Origin of the sequence: Niveispirillum cyanobacteriorum (assembly GCF_002868735.1) — a bacterium.
Taxonomy (GTDB): domain Bacteria; phylum Pseudomonadota; class Alphaproteobacteria; order Azospirillales; family Azospirillaceae; genus Niveispirillum; species Niveispirillum cyanobacteriorum.
Genome location: NZ_CP025611.1, coordinates 1,163,894 through 1,181,177, shown reverse-complemented (window position 1 = coordinate 1,181,177; position 17,284 = coordinate 1,163,894). Strand labels below are relative to the sequence as shown.

Below are 17,284 nucleotides of genomic sequence, written 5' to 3'. Positions count from 1 at the left end.
CTTGATTGACATCCTGTTCTGCCACCGGAGCCGGTACCGATGCTTCGGTGCGGGCCGTAGCGTCAAGTCAGCATCAAAGGCAACATCCGATCCAGGCTATCGGACAACCAGTTGCCGCTGCTGTCCGCCTCCTGCCGGGTGAATTGCCCGATCAGGGCCAGATAGCCGAAACGGGCGCGAGCAAGCGCCGTGTCGGCATCGCAACCGATGTCCGTGAAGCGCGCCACCAGATAGGCGATGCGGCGTTCATCGACGCCGGCCACTACCGCCTGCGCCGCCGGGTCATGGGCGGCCCAGGCCCGCATGGCCCGTTCCAGACGCCCATCCGCCGATGCGGTCAGCCGGAACAGCCGTTCCAGCCGGTCACGCGGCGTTCCCCCGTCTGCCTCCACCCGTGCCGCCACACCCACGGTGGAGCGTTCGCGCCAGGCATCGCATAGCGCCGACAGCAGGGCCGGCCGGTCGCTAAAATGCCAGTAGAAACTACCCTTGGTGACGCCCAGCCGTTTGGCCAACGGCTCCACCCGCACGGCCTCCACCCCTGCCTCGCGCAGCAGGCGCAGGCCTTCGGTGATCCAGTCTTCGCGTGCCAGCCGGTTGTTCATGCCATTTCCATACGGTGGCGTATTGACAAATGCAAGAGGGTGGCCCATCCATACGGTACCGTATGGATGACTTCAGGGGAGGGTACGATGACGGGGGCGGATATGGCGATGCTGCTGGCGGGGGTGTTTCTGGTCGGGCTGGGGCTTGTCCATTCCTGGCTGGGGGAGGTGAAGCTGATCGGGCCGCTTCTGTCGCCACAGGGGCGTTCCGGTATGCTGGTTCACAGCCGTTTTGCCCGCAATGTGCTGCGCTTTGCCTGGCACCTGACCAGCCTGGCCTGGTGGGGGATGGGGATTTCCGTGGCGATGCTGGCCGTACCCTTTGCGGTGGAGCCGCGTCTGGCCCTCCTGGCCGGTACGGGCGTGACCTGCCTGATCACGGGATTGCTGATCCTGGTGATCGGGCGGGGGCGGCATCTGGCCTGGCCGGTGTTTCTGGCGGCGGCGTTCTGCTGCGGGGTGCCCCTGGCCTGATGATCAGAACGCGGCCAGATCGACGCCGAATTGCTGTTTCAGCTCCATCGCGCCCTTGGGCGTGACGCTGACGGCGCGGGTGCCATCGACGCGGCGAACCCAACCCTGATCAAAGGCGTGGTTGCACAGCGTGCGGCCCAGGGTGCCGGCCAGATGGGGCCGCCGCTCACTCCAGTCAAGACAGGGGCGGCAGAAGGCACGGGTGGTGCCGCTGGCGGGAAGGACAACGCCGATGCCGGACAGAAAATCCCGACCCTGTGTGGTGATCAGGCCGGCATCTTCGGCCAGTTCCACATGGCCACCCGCCACCATGGCATCGGCCAGCGCCACGCCCAGCCGCCCGGCCAGATGGTCGTAGCAAGTGCGGGCCTGGGCCAGTGCCCGGTCGCGCGGGCCGGTGCGGATGGGGCGCGGTGTCGGCACGCGGTCTGCGGCGACCTGCATAATGCTTTCCATCATGCGCGCCACAGCAAGGCTGGCCAGCCGGTGATAGCGGTGACGGCCCTGCTGCTCGACGTGCAAAAGGCCCGCCGTTACCATGCGTGACAGGTGACCGCTTGCCGTTTGTGCCGTGATGCCGGCGGCATGGGCCAGTTCGGCGGCGGTCAGCGCGCGGCCATCCATCAGCGCCTGCAACATGCAGGCCCGGGTGGGATCACCGGCCAATGCTGCAATTTCCGCAAAATCTGCTGTGGTGACCATGCTGCCTCCCGCCTCTGGTGTTCACTCTACCATAAGGCCGGTCCTGTTCTGATGCTTCGGGGCTTACCGAAATAGGGTTGCAGAGGTGGAGGGGAATGGATAAAATTTGATCTATTCGGGCCGGCGGAGGGGCGCCATCGACCCGACAGCAGACATGGAGAATGTCATGGTGTCGGTCCTGGGCACGGCCAGCGGTGTTTTCGCCGTTTCGGCACGGCAGTTTCAAAGCAAGACGCAGGAAATCTGGCAGGGTCTGAAAAAGGACGCGGCCAATGGGTCTTCTGCATCCGCGTCCCGACCCAGCAGCATTCAGGACCTGATCGATCCGGATAAGCGCGCCCGGCTGGAGGCGCAGCGCAAGGATGCTGACGCGCTGGCCACCAAGCTATCCAGCGGTGGGGAGGACGCCAAGGAGGCCGCCGCCCGCAAGAAGGATGAAGCGAAGCAGAAGCTGAAAATGCTGAAGCTGCAGGCCCAGTTGGCCGCCGCCAGTGGCGACAAGAAAGCCGCCGCCCGTATCGCCAAGGAGGCGGCGTCGGTCGCCAAGGAACTGGGGCAGGCCGCCAAGGATTATGCCGGTAGTGGGGACGCGGCGGCCGCCAAACCTGACGCCAATGCAGCGCAGGGCACTGCTGCCACCCCGGCGACGGGTGGCGATGCCGTCGCCAGTGCGGAGGCACAGGCCGTGGCCCAGCAGGCGACACAGACCGCCAGTCAGGGCAGGGCGGGGGAAGCCGCCGCCGGCACGCCCGCCAATGACACGGTGCAGGCGCAGCGCGATGCCATCCTTCGCGATGGTGCGGCCCGGTCCGCCGATGCGCAGTTTGAAAGCGATACGCGTGGTCTGATGGACCAGCTGCGCGCCATCCATCAGCAGATGAAGAACCTGGCCCGCAAAGATGGCTCCGCCGGCACCAAGGCGGAGATGGAGCGTGCCGAACAGGATATGGCGGAGGGTGACCGTACCCTGAACGAGGCGTTTGGCCCGCCCGGCCCACCGGTGGAAGCGGTGGCCGCACCGGCCCGTGTTGACATCAAGGTCTGATTAATCAGCGTCAGGAATAGGCACGGCTAAGCCGCGCTTTGAAATGCCCAGCGCCACGTTGGTGGTGAAGCGGCGGACGGTTGGGTTATCGGCCATCAGCCGGCCCATCAGCGTCTCATAGGCCTCCACATCCGGGGCGGCGATGACCAGGATGAAGTCCGTACCGCCCGTGACGTAGAACACCTCTTGCACCTGATCTTCCGACGACAGCCAGCGGCGGAGCGCGGCCAGCATCTCCGGCCGCTCGCGTTCAATCTCCAGACCCGCGATGAAGAAGGTGGGTTTGCCCACCCTGGCCGGATCGACCAAGGCGACGGTGGCGGTGATGACGCCGTCAGCCTTCAGCCGTTTCAGCCGCCGTGAGACAGCGGATGGAGACAGGCCGACCTGTTCGGCCAGGATATCCGCCGTCTGGTCGGCATCCTTTTGCACCAGGGCCAGCAATCTGCGGTCAAAACTGTCAAGGTCGGGCATGCGCATCATTCCAGCAGAATGACAGCCAGAAATGCTGAAAGAAAGCGTCAGCTAGGGGCAAATTGCCGGAAATCGGCATCAAGGCGCCGTAAAATCCCGGCCATGAGATACCCAACCCCCGACGGCGTCAAAGCCGCCCTTGAACGGATCGACCCGGTGTTCCGCCGGTCGCCGGTCAGACAATCCGCCGCCCTGAACCGGCTGTTCGGTGCCGAACTCTGGTTCAAGGATGAAACCGCCAATCCGATCCGCAGCTTCAAAGGACGCGGTGCCTGTGCCTTTGTGGCTGGGCTCGGCGATGATGACCGACCCCTGGTCTGCGGGTCTGCTGGTAATTTCGGGCAGGGGCTGGCCTTTGCCGCCCGTGCCCATGGGCGCCGCCTGACGGTATTCGCGGCGGAAAATGCCGTGCGCCGCAAAGTACAGGCCATGCGCAACTTAGGCGCCGATGTCCGGCTCCACGGTGCCGATTTTGACGCGGCGAAAGAGGCGGCGACGCGGTTCGCCGCGCAAGAGGGCCACCGTCTGGTCGTGGATGGGGATGAGGTGCTGATCGCCGAAGGGGCGGGCACCATCGCCCTGGAAGCGATGGAGGCGGCGCCGCGCATCGATATGGTGCTGGCCCCCTTGGGCAATGGCGCCCTGGCATCGGGCATGGGCACCTGGGTGAAACATGCAACCCCCGATGCCCGCATGCTGGCTGTTGTGGCGGCGGGGGCGCCCGTGATGGCGCATGCTTTGCGCGGGTTGCCGATAAGCGGGCGGGAGGGGGCGGACAGCATTGCGGACGGCATCGCGGTACGTGTGCCAATCCCCTATGCCGTGGACAGCCTGCGCCGCGTGCTGGATGGCACCATCATGGTGCCCGACGCCGCCATCCTGCGTGCCATGGAACTGCTGCACCAGCATCTGGATCTGGTGGTGGAACCGGCGGGGGCGGCGGGTCTGGCGGCCCTTCTGGCCGATCCCGCCGCCTGGGGCGGTCGCCGCATCCTGATCCCGCTCTGCGGTGGCAATGTCGATGCCGCCTGAACCTAGAGCGTGTTTCCGTTAACGGAAAACACGCTCTAGGTTTTGGTTCCTCAAGCGCCGGCGCCGCATCCGCGGCTTGGCTTCACGCCGCACGTGCGGCGCGGCGGCAGTCGCCGCCGGAGCTGTTTCCGGTCAACCGAAAGCAGCTCCATGAAATTTGAAAATGTGAGGGAAAGATGATCGATCATATCGAGTTGAAGACCACCGACCTGCCGGCCAGCCAGCATTTCTACGCCACGCTGCTGGCCCCGCTTGGATACCGGCTGGAGGTGGATGGGGCGGTGAAGGGGTTTGGGGACGGCAAAACCCTGGATTTCTTCCTGGCCCCCGGCGAGGTCGCCGCCCGCGATGTGCACTATGCCTTCAGCAGCCCCGACCGGGCCACGGTGGACCGCATCTATGCGGTGGGTCACGCGGAGGGCCTGCATCTAGATCGGGCGCCGGCCCTGATGCCGCATGTTCACGCTAACTATTATGCCGGCTTCCTGCGTGATCCCGATGGGCGGCTGGTGGAGTTTGTCTGTCACAAGCCGGAGTGATCGGGTCCCACGCATGCCGGCCCCGGCATGAATGCTGCGGCCATGACCGAAGCATGGGGCAGCACGCTCTGCTATTCAGAAGGCCATGACTATCGGGTGTGTGGATCGGGTGATGGGCGACAGGCCACTGATGATCAAGGAGCTTCTGCTTCTTCTGCTGCTGGCGACGCTGTGGGGTTCGTCTTATACCTTCATCAAGATCGGGGTGGAGACGATACCCCCCGTTACCCTGATTGCGGTCCGCACCCTGATCGCCGGGTCCATCTTGCTGCTGGTCATGCGCTGGCAAGGGATTTCCATGCCGCGCGACCCGATCGTCTGGCGGCAATTCATGTTTCAGGCAGTGATGAATTCCGCCGTTCCCTTCACCCTTGTCGCCTGGGGGGAGAAGTCGGTGGATGCCGGGCTGGCCGCCATCCTGAATTCCACCACACCAATCTTCACCTTCCTGCTGACAGCACTGATCACCCGTCATGAGCCGGTGACCTGGCGCAAGCTGCTCGGCGTAGTGCTGGGGCTGGCCGGCATCTGCCTGATCATTGGGGTGGAGGCCCTGGACGGGCTGGGTGATCAGCTTCTGGCACAGATCGCCATTGTCGCAGCCACTGTCTCCTATGCCGGTGCCGCCATCTATGGAAAGAATTTCAAGGGTTTGCATCCCATGCAGCCGGCGGCGGGGTCCATGCTGTGCGGGGCTGTCCTGTTGCTACCGGTCAGTCTTGTTGTAGATCAGCCTTGGACCCTGACGCCGTCGATGCCATCCATCGGGGCGCTGCTGTGCTTGTCGGTCTTTTCCACGGCCATTGCCTTTACGATCTATTTCCGGCTGATGCAGACGCTGGGATCAATCGGCACGACGTCGCAGGCCTATCTGCGCGTACCCATCGGGGTGGGGTTGGGCATCCTGTTCCTGGGTGAAAGCCTGTCGCACACGGCGTTGATCGGGCTGGTCTGTGTGGTGCTGGCCGTTATCGCCATGACCATGCCCGCCCGGCGCAAGGCCTAGGTCCACTCCCTTTAGCGAAAGGCGCTGCCTGCCGGCATGCCCAGCTTGCGCAGGATCATGGCGGCGGGGCAGAAGCCGGTGATACCGGCCTGCAGCATGTTCGCCCCGACGAAGGCGGTCAGCCACAGCCAAGCTGGATCGACCAGGGTGGCCAGGGACAGGCTGATCAGCACCATGGCGCCAGCGAAGGACAGGACGGCTTTATCGACATTCATGGCAAGGCTCCTTGGATGATGGGGCAGGGGATGATCCCGTCTCCTCTTACTGATAATGGTATATTCAAATATATGAAGATATGAAATAACTGAAGCCGCAGCCATGCCCCAGACACATGCGCCGCGCCGTTGACGGTGATCCGGTAGCACAATACCTTCATATATATAAATATAAAGATGGAGCGTCGTCCGATGCTGAAGGAACATTCCCCCACCACGGTCCATGATATGGTGGCCGACCGGTCGATCCTGCTGGTCGATGTGCGCGAGCCGCAGGAATTCGCGGCGGCCCGTATCCATGGGGCGGTGCTGTTTCCCCTGTCCAGCTTTGATCCCACGTCCCTACCGGCACCCGACGCGGTGCGGGTGGTTTTCCATTGCGGTTCGGGCAAGCGGTCGGCCATGGCGGTGGCCCGGTGCCAGCAGGCGGGCATCCAACATACCGAGCATATGGCGGGCGGTATCCAGGCCTGGATGGCCGCGCGCCTGCCCACCATTACCCTGGACCCGGCCAGCGGTGGCGTCATCGACCGCCGTTAAGGAGGAAGCCCATGCGTGCGCTGTTGTTGCCTGTCCTGGCCCTGACGCTTCTGGTGCCGCCAGTGATGGCGGCGGACGGGGATTTCCCCGTTACTGTTCAGAAGTTGCCGGATGAGAAATCGGTCTATGCGACGGTGGAGACGGTCAATGCCATCCCCGCCCGCGTGCGGACCGGCGGCACCATCACCCGCCTGTCGGTGCGTGAAGGCGACGCCGTGACAGCAGGGCAGGCGATCGCCAGTGTGGGCGACCAGAAACTGAGCCTGCAACAGGGCGCGCTGGACGCGCAGATCGCGGCGGCGCGCGCGCAGATGGAACAAGCTCAGGGAGATCTGGAACGGGCCGACGCCTTGTCCCGGAATGGTTTCGTGACGCGTCAGCGTTTGGATGAACTGCGCACCGCCGCCAATGTCGCGGCCAACGCGCTGAAGGCCCGCATGGCAGAGCGCGCTGTTCTGGGGCAGCAGATGAATGAAGGGCAGGTTCTGGCCCCGGCCACAGGGCGGGTGCTGAGCGTGCCCGTGACGCCGGGCACCGTGGTTATGCCGGGCGAGACGGTGGCCATCATCGCGGAGCGTGATTATGTCCTGCGCCTGTCCGTGCCCGAACGCCATGCCGCCAGTTTGAAGGCTGGTGATCCCGTGCGCCTGGACCCCGATGATCTGACGCCGGGCGACGAGGCTGGACAGGGGCAGGTCACCCTGGTCTATCCCCGCATTAGCGACGGGCGGGTGCAGGCCGATGCCCGTGTCATGGGTCTGGGCGATTACTTTGTCGGGCAACGGGTGCGTGTCTGGGTGCCTACGGGCGAACGCCCCGTCATCATCGTCCCCGCTGTTTATCTGACCACCCGGTTCGGCATGGATTTCGCGCATCTGCGCCAGGGTGCCGGCGTGGTCGAGGTGCCGGTGCGGCGCGGGCATGCGCGTCCCCGGCCCGGTATGCCGGATGGGGTGGAAATCCTGTCGGGTCTCAATAACGGCGACATTCTGGTGCGGCCATGAATCTAGGACTTTCCGGTCGGCTGACACAGGCCAGCATCCGCTCCCCCTTGACCCCACTGTTCCTGCTGGCCGCACTGATCGCCGGGTTGCTGGCCCTGGTCCTGATCCCACGGGAGGAGGAGCCGCAGATCAGCGTGCCCATGGTCGATATCATGGTCAGCGCTGACGGCCTCAAGGCCCCGGATGCCGCAGAGCTGGTGACCAAGCCGCTGGAAGCCATCGTCAAGGGCGTCAATGGCGTCGACCATGTTTATAGCCAGACGGAAGATGACCGCGTCATGGTGACGGCGCGGTTCAAGGTCGGGACGTCCGAAGACGATGCCATTGTCCGCATCCATGCCAAGGTCCGCGCCCACCTGAGCAATATTCCGACCGGCATTCCCGAACCGTTGATCGTCGGGCGCGGCATTAATGACGTCGCCATCGTCACCCTGACCCTTTCCGCCAAGCCCGACATGGCCGACCGCTGGACTGACCGCGACCTGGGCAACCTGGCGGAGAAGTTGCGGACAGAGTTGATCAAGGTACCCGATATCGGTCCCACCTATCTGTCCGGTCGGGTGACGGAGCAGGTGCGGGTGGAACCGGACCCGGAGAAGCTGGCGCTGTTCGGCATCACACTGGAACAGTTGCTGGCCAAGGTTCAGGGGGCGAACCGGTCCTTCCTGGCGGGCCGCCTGAATGATGGGGGACGCAGCCTGTCTGTCGTCGCGGGACAAACGCTGACCGGTGTGCCTGATATCGGCCTGCTGCTGATCACCAGCCGCGATGGCCGCCCGGTCTATGTGCGTGATGTCGCCACCGTCCGGCTGGACAGCGCGCCCGTGGAACAGGCCGCCTGGACGCAGGTGCCCGATGGCAAGGGCGGATGGACCCGCAAGCCGGCCGTCACCATCGCCCTGTCGAAGCGCGCCGGTGCCAATGCCGTGACCGTCGCCGATGATATCCTGACGCGGGTGGAGGGTCTGCGTGGTCGGTTGATCCCCGATAGCGTGACCGTGGAGGTGACGCGCAATTATGGGGAGACGGCATCGGAAAAGGCCGATGAGTTGCTGTTCCATCTGGGTCTGGCGACGCTGTCCATTGTGGCGCTTATCTGGTGGGCCATAGGACGGCGGGAGGCGCTGGTGACGCTGGTCGTCATCCCGGTGACGATACTCATTACCCTGTTCTTCGCCTATATCATGGGCTACACGGTCAACCGCGTCAGCCTGTTCGCCCTGATCTTCGCCATCGGCATCCTGGTCGATGACGCCATCGTGGTTGTGGAGAATATCGCCCGGCATTGGGCCATGCGTGATGGCCGCAGCCGATTGCAGGCCGCCGTGGAGGCGGTGGCGGAGGTGGGCAACCCCACCATCGTCGCCACCTTGACGGTGATCGCCGCCCTGCTGCCCATGCTGTTCGTGTCGGGCATGATGGGGCCGTACATGGCGCCCATTCCCGTCAACGCCTCTGCCGCCATGCTGTTCAGCTTTTTTGCGGCCATGGTGCTGGCCCCCTGGCTGATGCTGAAACTGTCACCGGCAGATGGGGACGCCGCCTCCGATACCCATCATGACGCGCATGATGGGAGCCGTCTGGGTCAGCTTTACCGGCGGGTGGCGGAACCGCTACTGTCCACGCGGCGCCGGGCGGTCTGGTTTCTGGCCCTGGTCGGGGCGGCGACCTTGCTGTCGCTGGGCCTGTTCGCGACCAAGGGTGTGACGGTCAAGCTGCTACCCTTTGACAACAAGTCGGAACTGTCGATCCAGTTGAACCTGCCGCGCGGTGCCAGCCTGGAGGCGACACAGCGTCTGCTGTTCCAGGCGGCTGACATTGCCGGCACGCTACCGGAACTGCGGTCGGCGCAGATATATGCGGGCACGGCGGCACCCTTCAACTTCAATGGTCTGGTCCGGCACAGTTTCCTGCGTGCCAGCCCGGAATTAGGCGAGGTGCAGATCAATCTGGCACCCAAGGGCGAGCGTGACCGCAGCAGTCATGAGATCGCGCTGGACCTGCGTCAGCGCTTGCTGGCGGGTATGACCCTGCCGACGGGCACGCGGTTGAAGGTGGTGGAGGTACCGCCAGGCCCGCCCGTGCTGGCCACCCTGCTGGCCGAAATCTATGGCCCCGATGCCGAAACGCGCAGGGCCGTGGCCATGGAAATCAGTAAGATATTCGCCAGTATCCCCTTCATCACCGATATCGATGACAGTTTCGGCACGGCCCAGCCGCGTCTGCGCCTGTCCATAGATCAGGACCGGCTGGAATATTTCGGGGTGGAGCAGGCGGCGGTCTATGATGCCATCCGCACCATCCTGGGCAGCAGTGCCATCGGTTATTCCCATCGCGGGGCCGAACGCTATCCCGTGGATATCGTCCTGGCCCTGCCGAAGGCCGACCGCGCCTGGACCGAACGTCTGGCATCCACGCCCGTTCCCGCCAATGCCATTCCCGGTTCCAACAAGGTGGTGGAACTGGGAGAGTTGGTGAGGGTCTCGCGGGAGGACGGGTCCCCCGTTCTGTTCCGCCGCGATGGCGCCTTTGCCGATTTGGTGACAGCGGAAATGGCCGGCCGGTACGAGGCCCCGATCTATGGCATGGGGGCGGTGGCCGACGCGATTGAGGCGCATGATTGGGGCACCTTGCCCAAGCCCGTGATCCGCATGGCCGGGCAGCCGCCGGATGAAAGCCAGCCCACCTTGCTGTGGGATGGGGAATGGGAGGTGACCTATGTCACCTTCCGCGACATGGGCGGGGCCTTCGGTGTCGCCATCCTCGGCATCTATGTGCTGGTGGTGGCGCAGTTCCGCAGCTTCCGCCTGCCCATCGTCATCCTGACGCCGATCCCGCTGACCCTGCTGGGCATCATGCTGGGCCACTGGTTGTTGGGGGCGGCGTTCACCGCCACCTCCATGATCGGTTTCATCGCGCTTGCGGGCATCATCGTGCGCAACTCCATCCTTTTGGTGGATTTCATCCGCCATGGGGCGGGGCAGGGCTTGAACCTGCGTGCAGTGCTGCTGCAAGCAGGTGCCGTGCGGTTCAAGCCCATCGTGCTGACGGCCCTGTCGGCCATGATCGGCGCGGCCACCATCCTGGTCGATCCGATCTTCCAGGGGCTGGCAGTATCGCTGCTGTTCGGGCTGGCATCATCCACCGTGCTGACGGTGTTGGTCATCCCCGCCATCTACATCGTGCTGCGCGATGGTGACGCGGTTGCCGGGCCGGCCCCCCATTGACGGGGCCGGTTTTCCCTTCTATCCCAGGGGAATGGAAATGTCGGAAATGCAAGCCAACGCAGACCGGGCCGTCGACCTGCTGAAGGCGCTGGGCAATCGCTCACGCTTGATGATCCTGTGCCAGTTGATCCAGGGGGAACGGTCCGTCGGGGACCTGGCGCAGCGTATCGGAATGCGTGATACGGCGGTGTCGCAGCAACTGACCCTGCTGCGCAAGGATGGACTGGTCCGCGCCCGCCGCGATGGCCAGACCATCTATTACACCCTGTCCAGTGATGAGGCTGCGCGGGTCATCGGCACGCTCTACGAGATTTACTGTTCCGACAAGCCGGGGGAGGCCTGCGGTTGATCGTTCCGGGGCCGGATCGACAATTGCGGCTGGCCGCCATGGTCCAGGCCGTGGCGGCCCTGCTGTGGGTGCCACAGGCCTGGTTGCTGGCTGAGGCCATCTTCTGGTTGACAGGGAGCTACACATTGCCGGGCCATGCGGTGACCCTGGCCGTGATTTTTGCTGTGCTGGGTGTCCTGCGCTCCCTGCTGGATGCTTGGGGTGGACGGCTGGCCTTCCGGGGCGCGCGGGCCGAACTGTCGCGTCTGCGGACGCAGGCGGTGGCGGCGCTGGCGCAACGCTCGCCTCTCGATCCCAGCTTGCCCCCTTCGGGGACGGTGTCAAGCCTGCTGGCCGAGCAGGCCGAAGCGGTGGTTCCCTATCTGCAACGCTATGTGCCGCTGCGCTGGCGTCTTGCGCTGGTGCCCGCCGTGATCCTGCCGGCGGTGGCGTGGCATTCCTGGGCAGCAGCGCTGATCCTGCTGATCGCGGCCCCGCTGATCCCGCTTTTCATGGCGTTGATCGGCATCCGGGCCAAGAAGGCCAGCGAGGATCAACTGGCGGCGGTGGGCAGCATGAATGGCCTGCTGATGGACCGGCTGCGTGGCCTTGCCACAATCCGGGCCTTGAAGGCCGAGGGGCGGGTGGCGGCCCGTATCGGCACCCTGGCCGCCGATGTGAAACGGCGGACCATGGCGGTGTTGCGCATCGCGTTCCTGTCATCGGCGGTGCTGGAGCTGTTTTCGGCCCTGGGTGTCGCGCTGGTCGCCGTCTATGTCGGGTTCAACCTGCTGGGACAGATAGGGTTTGGCGCCTGGGGTGGAACGCTGGACCTTGCCCACGGGCTGTTCATCCTGCTGCTGGCGCCGGCCTTCTTTGAACCGCTGCGGGAACTGTCCGCCGTCTGGCATGACCGTGCCAGCGGGGAGGCCGCGTTGCGCGCCATGGCCGGGCTGCTGGAGGGGCAGGAGCCGGCAGCGGGGCCGGTTCAGGCGCCCGATGACGGGTCGGTGCTTCGCTTGGACCGGGTGGGCTTCGCCTATCCGGCGGCGGCGGCGTTGGTATCGGATGTCGATCTGTCGCTGCGGCGGGGGGAGAAGGTGGCCCTGTTCGGGCCCAGTGGTGGGGGCAAGTCCACCTTGCTGGCCCTGGCGGCGGGTCTGCTGCAACCCGACAGCGGCACCGTCCGACGCGCGGGCAAGGTTGGGTGGATCGGCCATCGCCCCTTCATGAAGAATGCCTCGCTCGCCGCCAATGTCACGCTGGGCCGACCGGGCCTTGATGCGGCGCCGCTGCTGCGCCGTTTGCTGCCCGGCCATGACCCGGCGCGGCGGGTGGGGGAGGGCGGGGTCGGCCTGTCAGGCGGGGAAACGCTGCGTCTGGCACTGGCCCGCGCCATTGCCGACCCGGATGCCGCCCTGATCCTGGCCGATGAGCCGACCGCGCATCTGGACGCCGCGACGGCGGCAGAGGTGATCGAGGCCCTGATTGAAGCTGCCCAGGGCCGCGCCCTGTTGGTCGCCACCCATGACCCAAGGCTGGCCGCGCGCATGGACCGCGTGGTGGAGGTCGGGGCATGAGGGGACATCCGCTGCTGCTGTTCCGTCTGTTTCGTCAGGCGGCGGGTTGGAAGCTGGGTCTGGGTCTGCTGACCGCCGGGATTACGGCGCTGGCGGGCGCGGCCTTGCTGGGCCTGTCGGGTTGGTTCATCACGGCCACCGGCATTGCCGGCCTGTCGGCGGGGACGGCGCTGGTCTTCGATGTATTCCGGCCGGGTGCGGGTGTGCGGGCGTTGGCCCTGCTACGCACCGGTGCCCGCTATGGCGAGCGGCTGGCGACGCATGACGCCACCCTGTCGGTGATCGCTGGCCTGCGCGTGCGCCTGTTCCAGGCGCTGGCAAGGCCAGGGCTGGGACGTGCCCTGGTGCAGCGACCTGGGCGCCTGCTGTTCCGGATCAGCGGTGACCTCGATACGCTGGACACGCTTTATCTCCGCCTGCTCATCCCGGCCTGTGTGCTGGCGGTGCTGGCCCTGGTCAGCATGGTGGCGCTGGCGCTGCTAATGGGTTGGGCTGGTCTGCTGCCCGGTCTGTTCCTGCTGCTGGTCGGTCTGGTCATGCTGGTGCTGGGTGGACGCGGCGGGCTGGTGGCCGGCGGAAAGCGTGCGGCGGCGCTGGAGGCGTTGCGCCTGCGTCTTCTGGATCTTGTTGCGGGCCGTGTGGAATGGCGGCTGGCGGGGCGGCAGGAACAGGCCGCATATCTGGCCCTGTTGGCGGAGGGGCGGTTGCGCCGCGCCGATGACCGGCTGAACCGGCTGGAAAGCGGGTTAACCCTGTGGCAGGGGCTGGCGGCAACGGCGCTGCTGTCGGGCGGTGTGATCCTATGTGCGGAACTGGTGGAACGCCAACTGTTCGGCGGGCCCGCTGTGGCGTTGTTCCTGCTGATCCTGCTGGGCTTGATGGAGCCGCTGGGGCCGCTGCGCCGTGGCGCGGTTGAACTAGGGCGCAGCCTGCGGGCCGCGCGGCGGGTAGGCGATGCGTTGTCGCAGCCTGTGCCGCAACAGGCCGTGTCGCCCGGTACGCGGGACGTCATCCTGTCGGCCATCCGTTTCCGGCATGATAGCGCCTCGGCCCCGCTGTTTGACGGGTTCAGCCTGTCCATTCCCGCCGGGCAGCATGTGGCCGTGATCGGCGATAGCGGGGCCGGCAAGTCCAGCCTTGTCGCCCTGCTGACCGGGGAGGCAAGGCCCGACACCGGCAGCATCGCGGTTCCGCCCTGGGCCTTGCTTGGCCAGGACGCCGCCCTGTTCCAGGATAGTGTGCGGGCCAACCTGCTTCTGGCCGATCCCGACGCTGATGACACTCGGTTGTGGGCGGTGCTGGAGCAGGCGGGACTGGAACGAGTCGTGCGGGAAATGCCGGGCGGGCTGGATGCAGCCCTGGGTGAAGGCGGTACGGGCCTGTCATCGGGACAGCGGCGGCGGCTGGCCCTGGCCCGGTTCCTGTTGCAGGACAAGCCCTTATGGCTGCTGGACGAGGTGACGGAAGGCATCGACCTTTCTGTCGCAGCCACAATTTTGACAAAAATCAAAGCATCGGCTGCTGGAAGAACTATTCTGCTGGTCACGCATCTGAGGCGTGAGGCGGCCCTGGCCGACCGGATCATCCGGTTGTCCCATGGCCGGGTGGTCATGGATCTGACGCGCGGCGACCCGGCCTTTGATGTGGCCCTGTCTACCCTGCGCCCCGACTGACCCGCCTGACCGACGCCCCGGAGGATGAAGCCCCGCCATCGGGACGGGGTTCGCGTTCAGGAGGCGCCGGTGTGGGCCGGCGACATGACGCATGGAGTTGGACATTGTCGGGCTGTCACGCCTGCAATTCGCGCTGACCGCTCTTTACCATTTTCTGTTCGTGCCCCTGACCCTGGGCCTGTCGATCATCATCGCCATCATGGAAACGGTCTATGTCATGACCGACCGGCCCATCTGGCGGCAGATGACCAAGTTCTGGGGCAGCCTGTTCGGTATCAACTTCGTCCTGGGTGTGGCCACGGGCCTGACCATGGAGTTCCAGTTCGGGATGAACTGGTCCTATTACAGCCATTATGTCGGCGATGTTTTTGGCGCGCCGCTGGCCATTGAGGGCCTGATGGCCTTCTTCCTGGAAGCCACCTTCGTCGGCCTGTTCTTCTTCGGCTGGGACCGGATGAGCAAGGTGCAGCATCTGGCCGCCACCTGGGCCGTCGCCATCGGGTCAAACTTCTCTGCGCTGTGGATTCTCATCGCCAATGGCTGGATGCAGAACCCTGTCGGGGCTGTGTTCAACCCGGCGACCATGCGCATGGAGATTGAGGATTTCTATGCCGTGATCTTCAACCCCGTGGCGCAGGCCAAGTTCGTGCACACCGTCTCCGCCGGCTATGTCACGGCGGCGGTGTTCGTGCTGGGTGTCTCGGCCTTCTACCTGCTGAAGGGGTGGCATGTGACGTTGGCCAAACGGTCCATGGCGGTCGCCTGTTCCTTTGGTCTCCTATCTTCCCTGTCGGTTGTCGTGCTGGGTGATGAGAGCGGCTATCTGGCGACCGAACATCAGAAGATGAAGCTCGCCGCAATCGAGGGCATGTGGGAAACCGAACCCGCGCCCGCCGCCTTCACCGCGATCGGCTTTCCAAACCAGGAAGCGCGGGAGACGCACCATGTGCTGCAAATCCCCTGGGCGCTGGGCCTGATTTCCACCCGCTCGCTGAACACCCAAGTATCGGGCATCAATGATCTGGTCGCCCATGGCAAGGAACGTGTGCGAAGCGGGATTATCGCCTATGACGCCCTGCAAACCATCCGCGCCGCCAAGGGGGTGGATAAGGTTGCCCCCGAGGTAAAGGCAGCATTCGAAAACCATGGCCGCGACCTTGGTTATGCTTATCTGCTGAAACGTTATGTCGATGATCCGCGTCAGGCGAATGAAGAACAGATCGACAAGGCGGCCTGGGATCTGGTGCCGCAGGTGGCCCCCCTGTTCTGGTCCTTCCGCATCATGGTGGGGCTGGGCTTCTTCTTCATCGCGCTGATGGCCGCCTTCTTCTGGCAGTCGGCGACGGGAAGGTTAGGGGAACCGCGCTGGCTGTTGAAGGTGGCGGTGCTGGCCATCCCGCTGCCCTGGATCGCAGCGGAACTGGGCTGGGTAGTGGCGGAGTTCGGACGCCAGCCCTGGATCATCGAAGGCGTGCTGCCGACGGCCATGGCGGTGTCCAGCCTGTCGGTTACCGACCTGCTGATCACCATCGCCGGCTTTACCCTGTTCTACAGTGTGCTGTTTGTGGTGGAGGTGACGTTGATGGTTCGCGCCATCAGGAAGGGACCAGAGCCGGATGATCATCTTGCCCCAGCCCCCTATGCCACTTTGCAACCAGCGGAGTGACGATCATGATCCTGCATGAACTTCTGGATTATACGACGCTGCGTCTGATCTGGTGGGTGCTGTTGGGTGTGCTGCTGATTGGGTTCGCGGCGACGGACGGTTTCGACATGGGCACGGCCATCCTCTTGCCCTTTATCGGCAAGGATGATGTCGAACGCCGGACCATCATCAATGCCGTCGGCCCGGTATGGGAGGGCAATCAGGTCTGGTTCATCCTGGGTGGTGGCGCCATCTTCGCCGCTTGGCCGCCACTTTATGCCGTGTCCTTCTCCGGCTTCTATCTGGCCATGTTTGTCGTGCTGGCAGCCCTGATCCTGCGGCCTGTGGCGTTCAAATACCGGTCGAAGCGGGACGATGTCCGCTGGCGCGCGGCCTGGGACTGGGCGCTGTTCGTCGGCGGGTTCGTGCCTGTGCTGATCTTCGGCGTGGCGGTGGGCAATGTACTGCAGGGTGTGCCGTTCCGTCTGGATGGTGATCTGCGCGCCTTCTACGAAGGCTCGTTCTTAGGCCTGCTGAACCCGTTTGCGCTGCTTTGCGGTTTGTTGTCAGTGGCGATGCTGGTCACGCACGGGGCTGCCTGGGTGGCGCTGAAAACGACGGGCGCAGTGGCGGCGCGGGCGCGGGCCGTTGGGCTGGTCACGGCCCTGCTGACGCCCGCTTTGTTCGCGCTGGCGGGCCTCACGCTGTATCTCTGGGTTGATGGCTATCACATTACCAGCGCGGTTGTGATGGACGGCCCCTCGAACCCGCTGCTGAAGCAGGTGGCAACGGCCCCCGCCTTGTGGTTCAGCAACTACGCGGCTTACCCATTCCTGCTGATCGCCCCGGCCCTGGGGCTGGTGGGACCGCTGCTGGTCTGGGCGGGGCTGAAGGCGCGGGCGGAAGGGGCGACGCTGATCATCTCCGGTCTGTCGCTGTTTGGGATCATCGCCACGGTGGGTGTCTCAATGTTCCCCTTCATCCTGCCCAGTTCCATTGATCCGGTCAGCAGCCTGACGGTGTGGGACAGTTCATCCTCGCACCAGACCTTGTTCATCATGCTGGTCGTAACCTGCATCTTCCTGCCGCTCGTCCTGGCCTACACGGCCTGGGCCTATCGCATCCTGTGGGGCAAGGTCGACGCAAGCGCCATCCGCGCCGGCCAGGGCCACCATTACTGAGGAAAAGGAGAGCG

17 protein-coding genes are annotated in these 17,284 nt (G+C 64.9%); 13 read left to right on the top strand and 4 right to left on the bottom strand.

What is annotated here, in order from left to right:
- Positions 1 to 62: 62 nt before the first annotated feature.
- Positions 63 to 605 (bottom strand): TetR/AcrR family transcriptional regulator, encoded by a 543-nt coding sequence (locus C0V82_RS05305; protein ID WP_158659739.1) that lies wholly within the window; start codon positions 603 to 605, stop codon positions 63 to 65.
- A gap of 87 nt (positions 606 to 692) precedes the next feature.
- Between C0V82_RS05305 and C0V82_RS05300 the strand changes: the two genes are divergently transcribed.
- Complete coding sequence (locus C0V82_RS05300; RefSeq protein WP_102111422.1) at positions 693 to 1,079, top strand: hypothetical protein; 387 nt, start codon at positions 693 to 695, stop codon at positions 1,077 to 1,079.
- Positions 1,080 to 1,082: 3 nt separating this feature from the next.
- Here the strand turns inward: C0V82_RS05300 and C0V82_RS05295 are convergent, their stop codons facing one another.
- Entirely contained in the window at positions 1,083 to 1,781 is a 699-nt protein-coding gene (locus C0V82_RS05295) for an ArsR/SmtB family transcription factor (RefSeq protein WP_102111421.1), read from the bottom strand.
- Between the two features lie 106 nt (positions 1,782 to 1,887).
- On the opposite strand from C0V82_RS05295, the gene C0V82_RS05290 reads away from it, so the two are divergent.
- The gene (locus tag C0V82_RS05290) at positions 1,888 to 2,826 is read left to right on the top strand and encodes a hypothetical protein (RefSeq protein WP_158659738.1); all 939 of its coding nucleotides are present in this window, start codon (positions 1,888 to 1,890) and stop codon (positions 2,824 to 2,826) included.
- On the opposite strand, the gene C0V82_RS05285 is transcribed toward C0V82_RS05290, so the two are convergent.
- On the bottom strand, positions 2,827 to 3,300 hold the full coding sequence (locus C0V82_RS05285) for an Lrp/AsnC family transcriptional regulator (protein WP_102113263.1): 474 nt from the start codon (positions 3,298 to 3,300) through the stop codon (positions 2,827 to 2,829). It lies immediately after the preceding gene.
- Between the two features lie 102 nt (positions 3,301 to 3,402).
- On the opposite strand from C0V82_RS05285, the gene C0V82_RS05280 reads away from it, so the two are divergent.
- From C0V82_RS05280 to C0V82_RS05270, 3 genes are all read left to right on the top strand, one after another.
- Positions 3,403 to 4,332: a threonine ammonia-lyase gene (locus C0V82_RS05280; RefSeq protein ID WP_102111419.1), complete on the top strand. Its 930-nt coding sequence runs from the start codon at positions 3,403 to 3,405 to the stop codon at positions 4,330 to 4,332.
- A gap of 176 nt (positions 4,333 to 4,508) precedes the next feature.
- Positions 4,509 to 4,871: a VOC family protein gene (locus C0V82_RS05275; protein ID WP_102111418.1), complete on the top strand. Its 363-nt coding sequence runs from the start codon at positions 4,509 to 4,511 to the stop codon at positions 4,869 to 4,871.
- A 112-nt stretch (positions 4,872 to 4,983) separates the two neighbouring features.
- Positions 4,984 to 5,877: a DMT family transporter gene (locus C0V82_RS05270; protein WP_102111417.1), complete on the top strand. Its 894-nt coding sequence runs from the start codon at positions 4,984 to 4,986 to the stop codon at positions 5,875 to 5,877.
- An 11-nt stretch (positions 5,878 to 5,888) separates the two neighbouring features.
- Here C0V82_RS05270 and C0V82_RS05265 read toward each other — a convergent pair whose 3' ends face one another.
- Complete coding sequence (locus C0V82_RS05265; RefSeq protein ID WP_102111416.1) at positions 5,889 to 6,092, bottom strand: YgaP family membrane protein; 204 nt, start codon at positions 6,090 to 6,092, stop codon at positions 5,889 to 5,891.
- Between the two features lie 192 nt (positions 6,093 to 6,284).
- Between C0V82_RS05265 and C0V82_RS05260 the strand changes: the two genes are divergently transcribed.
- The 8 genes from C0V82_RS05260 to cydB all read left to right on the top strand — a co-directional run bounded on the left by C0V82_RS05260 (position 6,285) and on the right by cydB (position 17,270).
- A complete protein-coding gene (locus C0V82_RS05260) occupies positions 6,285 to 6,632 on the top strand; it encodes a rhodanese-like domain-containing protein (RefSeq protein ID WP_245924169.1) in 348 nt (115 codons plus the stop codon).
- 11 nt (positions 6,633 to 6,643) lie between these two features.
- Positions 6,644 to 7,636 (top strand): efflux RND transporter periplasmic adaptor subunit, encoded by a 993-nt coding sequence (locus tag C0V82_RS05255; protein WP_102111414.1) that lies wholly within the window; start codon positions 6,644 to 6,646, stop codon positions 7,634 to 7,636.
- A complete protein-coding gene (locus C0V82_RS05250; RefSeq protein WP_102111413.1) occupies positions 7,633 to 10,863 on the top strand; it encodes an efflux RND transporter permease subunit in 3,231 nt (1,076 codons plus the stop codon). Before C0V82_RS05255 ends, C0V82_RS05250 begins: the two co-directional genes overlap by 4 nt.
- A 46-nt stretch (positions 10,864 to 10,909) precedes the next feature.
- Positions 10,910 to 11,212, top strand: coding sequence for an ArsR/SmtB family transcription factor (locus tag C0V82_RS05245; RefSeq protein ID WP_102113262.1), 303 nt, complete (start codon positions 10,910 to 10,912; stop codon positions 11,210 to 11,212).
- Positions 11,209 to 12,771 (top strand): thiol reductant ABC exporter subunit CydD, encoded by a 1,563-nt coding sequence (cydD, locus tag C0V82_RS05240; protein ID WP_245924168.1) that lies wholly within the window; start codon positions 11,209 to 11,211, stop codon positions 12,769 to 12,771. The genes C0V82_RS05245 and cydD overlap by 4 nt, the downstream gene beginning before the upstream one ends.
- Positions 12,768 to 14,444, top strand: a complete 1,677-nt coding sequence (locus C0V82_RS05235) for an amino acid ABC transporter ATP-binding/permease protein (protein ID WP_102111412.1) — start codon at positions 12,768 to 12,770, stop codon at positions 14,442 to 14,444. The genes cydD and C0V82_RS05235 overlap by 4 nt, the downstream gene beginning before the upstream one ends.
- A gap of 91 nt (positions 14,445 to 14,535) precedes the next feature.
- Positions 14,536 to 16,110, top strand: coding sequence for a cytochrome ubiquinol oxidase subunit I (locus C0V82_RS05230; protein ID WP_102111411.1), 1,575 nt, complete (start codon positions 14,536 to 14,538; stop codon positions 16,108 to 16,110).
- Positions 16,111 to 16,115: 5 nt separating this feature from the next.
- Positions 16,116 to 17,270: a cytochrome d ubiquinol oxidase subunit II gene (gene cydB, locus C0V82_RS05225; protein ID WP_102113260.1), complete on the top strand. Its 1,155-nt coding sequence runs from the start codon at positions 16,116 to 16,118 to the stop codon at positions 17,268 to 17,270.
- The last annotated feature ends 14 nt before the right edge of the window (positions 17,271 to 17,284 follow it).

Bases quoted from the DNA above. Each gene is read 5' to 3' on its own strand.
- C0V82_RS05305 (WP_158659739.1), bottom strand. From the start codon at position 605: ATGAACAACCGGCTGGCACGCGAAGACTGGATCACCGAAGGCCTGCGC.
- C0V82_RS05300 (WP_102111422.1), top strand. From the start codon at position 693: ATGACGGGGGCGGATATGGCGATGCTGCTGGCGGGGGTGTTTCTGGTC.
- C0V82_RS05295 (WP_102111421.1), bottom strand. From the start codon at position 1,781: ATGGTCACCACAGCAGATTTTGCGGAAATTGCAGCATTGGCCGGTGAT.
- C0V82_RS05285 (WP_102113263.1), bottom strand. From the start codon at position 3,300: ATGCCCGACCTTGACAGTTTTGACCGCAGATTGCTGGCCCTGGTGCAA.
- C0V82_RS05280 (WP_102111419.1), top strand. From the start codon at position 3,403: ATGAGATACCCAACCCCCGACGGCGTCAAAGCCGCCCTTGAACGGATC.
- C0V82_RS05275 (WP_102111418.1), top strand. From the start codon at position 4,509: ATGATCGATCATATCGAGTTGAAGACCACCGACCTGCCGGCCAGCCAG.
- C0V82_RS05270 (WP_102111417.1), top strand. From the start codon at position 4,984: ATGGGCGACAGGCCACTGATGATCAAGGAGCTTCTGCTTCTTCTGCTG.
- C0V82_RS05265 (WP_102111416.1), bottom strand. From the start codon at position 6,092: ATGAATGTCGATAAAGCCGTCCTGTCCTTCGCTGGCGCCATGGTGCTG.
- C0V82_RS05260 (WP_245924169.1), top strand. From the start codon at position 6,285: ATGCTGAAGGAACATTCCCCCACCACGGTCCATGATATGGTGGCCGAC.
- C0V82_RS05255 (WP_102111414.1), top strand. From the start codon at position 6,644: ATGCGTGCGCTGTTGTTGCCTGTCCTGGCCCTGACGCTTCTGGTGCCG.
- C0V82_RS05250 (WP_102111413.1), top strand. From the start codon at position 7,633: ATGAATCTAGGACTTTCCGGTCGGCTGACACAGGCCAGCATCCGCTCC.
- C0V82_RS05245 (WP_102113262.1), top strand. From the start codon at position 10,910: ATGCAAGCCAACGCAGACCGGGCCGTCGACCTGCTGAAGGCGCTGGGC.
- C0V82_RS05235 (WP_102111412.1), top strand. From the start codon at position 12,768: ATGAGGGGACATCCGCTGCTGCTGTTCCGTCTGTTTCGTCAGGCGGCG.
- C0V82_RS05230 (WP_102111411.1), top strand. From the start codon at position 14,536: ATGGAGTTGGACATTGTCGGGCTGTCACGCCTGCAATTCGCGCTGACC.
- cydB (WP_102113260.1), top strand. From the start codon at position 16,116: ATGATCCTGCATGAACTTCTGGATTATACGACGCTGCGTCTGATCTGG.